At 37.8% G+C, this 3,933-nt stretch carries 3 protein-coding genes; all 3 read right to left on the bottom strand.

Translation table 11 applies throughout. The annotated features are described in order from the left end of the window. Nucleotides 1-61: 61 nt before the first annotated feature. The 3 genes from serA to RQ763_RS10440 are packed head-to-tail and all read right to left on the bottom strand — an operon-like array spanning nt 62 to nt 3,791. A complete protein-coding gene (gene serA, locus RQ763_RS10450) occupies nt 62-1,651 on the bottom strand; it encodes a phosphoglycerate dehydrogenase (RefSeq protein WP_314152888.1) in 1,590 nt (529 codons plus the stop codon). Continuing rightward, the gene (locus RQ763_RS10445) at nt 1,651-2,130 is read right to left on the bottom strand and encodes a hypothetical protein (protein WP_314152887.1); all 480 of its coding nucleotides are present in this window, start codon (nt 2,128-2,130) and stop codon (nt 1,651-1,653) included. Before RQ763_RS10445 ends, serA begins: the two co-directional genes overlap by 1 nt. A 5-nt stretch (nt 2,131-2,135) precedes the next feature. Then, a complete protein-coding gene (locus RQ763_RS10440; protein ID WP_314152886.1) occupies nt 2,136-3,791 on the bottom strand; it encodes a 30S ribosomal protein S1 in 1,656 nt (551 codons plus the stop codon). Between the last annotated feature and the right edge of the window lie 142 nt (nt 3,792-3,933).

Raw genomic sequence — 3,933 nt, 5'->3', positions numbered from 1 at the left:
ACTTTTTTGTCCCTGCCTAACTATATGGGCTTTGCCCATATAGTAGTTAAATTTTTATACTCTACATTCTTGCATATTGAACACTTATACAAGCGTCAATTTCTAAAAGCTCTTTTAACGTTATATCATTTATAATATTATCCACTAAAATAACCGCGAGAGCCTCTTTTTTGTCATTTCTAGCAAGTGAAAAGTCTGCAATATTTACGCTATGTTTTGCCAAAGTAGAACCGATATTTCCGATAACGCCCGGAACGTCTCTGTTTTTAAGGACTACCATATCGCCTTTGAGTGCCACTTCAATATCAAAACCATCAATCGTAACGATTCTAAATACATTATCGTCAAAAATTGTAGCACTGATAGTCGTAGTTCCGCCCTCTGCAGTAGTCAGTTTAATGGTAATAAGGTTTTTATAAACAGATGAGTCATTAAGTGCTTCCGACTCTATCTTTATCCCTTTTTCTTTAGCAATAAAATCCGCGTTAACATAGTTAATCGTGTCATCGCTTATCTGACTCATAGCGCCTACTGCAACAAAAGTAGCAAGTGAGTCTACATATTTTGAGATTTCACCCTGCCCGCTTACTTTTATGGAGATAATCTGTGATTTGTTAAGCTGAGACTCTAAAAAACCGATCTTCTGCCCCATCTCTAAGAATGGTTTAACAAACGGAGGTATCTTGCTCTCATCAATAGGTAAATTCATAGCATGTGGATATGAGATACCTTTTGCCGCAGCGATTGCGTTTGCAGCAGCCTGAACCCCAATGTTGTACTGCGATTCGTAAGTATTCGCACCCAAGTGAGGAGATACCGTAATATTATCAAGCTCAAGAAGAGGATGGTCGGTTGCTGGCTCTTTCATAAATACGTCAATACCGGCAAAACGGATTTTACCGCTCTTAAGACCTGCATAAAGCGCCTCTTCATTGTAAAGACCGCCTCTTGCACAGTTAATGAGAACGACACCGTCTTTCATCTTTGCAATCTCGGCACTGCTTATCATGTTAAGAGTCTCTTTGTTTTTAGGCGTATGGATAGTAATAATGTCGCATGCTAAAATATCTTCAAAGTTTTTCGTGTATGTCATATCAAAGTCGGTGACTTTAGAGGGGTTTATATATGGGTCATAAGCAACAATATCCATCTCAAAAGCTTGCGCTCTCTTTGCTACGCGGCTTCCGATATTTCCAAATCCGATGACACCCAGTTTTTTGCCCTTAAGCTCATACCCGTACCACTTCTCTCTTTTCCACACTCTCTCTTGCTTTAAGTGGTTGTGTGAATATGGAAACATTCTCATACATGAGAGCATATGCGCCATGGTTAGTTCAACTGCGGCAATTGTGTTTGCAGTAGGAACGTTCATGACTATAATTCCCTCTTTTGAGCATCCCTGGATATCAACATTGTCAACACCAACGCCTGCTCGCACGATTGCTTTCATGTTTTTAGCATGCGCGATAAATTTATCATCAACATCGGTTGAACTTCTTGTAATAGCAACATCAGCCTGTTCAATAATATCTAAAAGCTTTACCTTGTCTTCGTCAGCCGCCATTATAAAGTTTATGTTTTCATCATTTCGAAGCATCTCCAAACCGGCTTCATGAATATGGTCACAAACAACTATAGTATGTTTTTGCATTATGTATCCTCTTTGTATAGCCCAACAGTGGCTGAAATTTGATAGTTTTTTAGAACTTCTACGAGAGAGTCCAGCTTGGTTCTCTCTTTTGAGTAAATTAGCAACTCTGCACCGTTTTTATCTTTTTTGAGATAGTATTTTAGCTGATGTTGCTTTAACTCCTCTTTTAAACAGAAGAGCTGATAAGGATCAGCTATAGGAGCAGAGAGTTTATAAATAGTTTCATTTGCTACTTTCTCATTTAAATCAACTTGGATAAAAACTTCATTAACCGGATAAAAATAACCCAGCTTCTCAGTTTTTGAAAAACTCTCTAGCCATATATTTTTTGGTGCTTTTACAACAACTTCACTTTTGTGTTCAAGCGGAGTTAAGTTAACGGTGGTTTCATTAGAATTAATTGAAATAAGAAAGAAAACAACAAAAACAGCTACCCCTACCGCGATGAGCAGGGTTAGCCATTTAAGAATTTTTTGCACGATATTTACTTAAATTTGTCTTTTATCAAATCACCAAGAGAGTGTGATTCATCATCATTGATCTCATCAAGCATTGCTTGGTTTTTTATGTAATCAAGTTTTTTGACAGATAGACGGATGCGGTCACGACGAGTGTCGATTGCAGCAATCGCTGCTTCTAGCTGTTGACCAACCTCTAGTTCACTTTTCTCTAGTGGAGCAAGATCTTCATCACGAATAAGTGCATCAACACCATCTTCCAGAGATACGAAAACTCCGAAATCTTTAATATCGCGAACAGTTCCAGTTACAACGCTGTTTACCTTGTGAGTTTTAGCGAATGCATCAATAGGACTCTCTAAAAGAGCCTTTCTGTTTAGTGATATTTTTTGGTCTTCAGGGCTGATTTTAGCGATTTTAACTTCAACTTCATCTCCTGATTTTAAAACATCCCTACACTTAACGTTTTTGTCCCATGAAATATCTTGGTTATGAAGAAGACCCTCAACACCGTCGATACGCACAAATGCTCCAAAATCAGTCAATGATGTAACAGTTCCGGTTACAACATCTCCCTCTCTGTGGTTTTTCACAAATTCGTCAAACGGCTTTGGAAGAAGTTTTTTCAAAGAAACGCGAAGCTTATGAGTCTTAGGATTGATCTCAATAACTTCAACATCTATCTCTTGCCCTAATGTTAGGTAGTCACCTGGGTTTTTAACGTTTTTGTCCCATGAGATTTCAGATATATGTAAGAAGCCCTCGATGTCATTTCCTAAGTCAACAAAAACACCGTATGCTTCAATATTTGAAACAGTTACAGTAATCGTATCGCCTTCATCTAGTTCGCTCTCTACCTCTTCCCATGGATCAGAATGCACAGCTTTGATTGATAGAGAAAGATGTCTTTTGTCTTTATCATAAGAGATTGCTTTAACCCCTACCGTATCACCCTCTTTATAGAGTTTAGATGGGTTGACAGGACCTTTGTAGCTGATTTCGTTGTAGTGAACAAGTCCATCTACACCGCCAACATCTACAAACATACCGTAGCTTGTTATCTTCTTGATAGTTCCCTCTACGATTGAATCGTCTTCCATCAACTTATCAATGATCTCTTTTTTCTTTTTGCGCTCATCGTTAAAAAGCTTGCGACGAGAGACAACTATAGAGTTTTGCTCTTCATCAATTTTGACAACCTGAGCTTTTATTTTACGACCTACAACCTCGTCTGTCTCTTTAAAAGCAGCCAATGAACGAGGCATAAAGAAAGAAACACCGTCAGCTTCTACTACATAGCCGCCGCGATTCTTCTTGGTGATAACACCTTCAATAACCAAATCTTCGAAGTTTTCTTTATGTTCATCAATAAAGTCTATTGTTTTTTGTTGCTCAAGTACCTTTTTGTAAGATATTTTAGGACGCTCGTTATAGTATCCCGTTACCATTACTTTAATCTTGTCTCCAACATTAAACTTAAGTTCACCATTTTCGCTGATTTCGTCTAAACTAAGGATACCCTCTAGTTTATCGCCAACACCTACTAATGCTCTATTTTCATCCGCTTGGATTTCAACAATCTCACCTTCTACAATGCGACTTGTCTCTTGCTGCTTCTCGCTAGCGGCAAACATCTCCGCAAAATTTTCTTCTTCTTCAAATGATTCGTTATCGAACGCCATTACCTATCCTCTGTTACATAAAAATTTCGCAATTATACCCAATTATTGATAACTTTAGCATTAATTGGATATAAATTAAGAAAATAAAAAGAAATTTTAACAGATGAAAATATGTAGAAATTAGGCGCTATCTTCTAGCTCT

Origin of the sequence: Sulfurimonas sp., from assembly GCF_032250635.1 — a bacterium.
GTDB lineage: Bacteria > Campylobacterota > Campylobacteria > Campylobacterales > Sulfurimonadaceae > Sulfurimonas.
The sequence above is the reverse complement of the archived record's forward strand: the minus strand, read 5'-3'. Positions and strand labels throughout refer to the sequence as shown.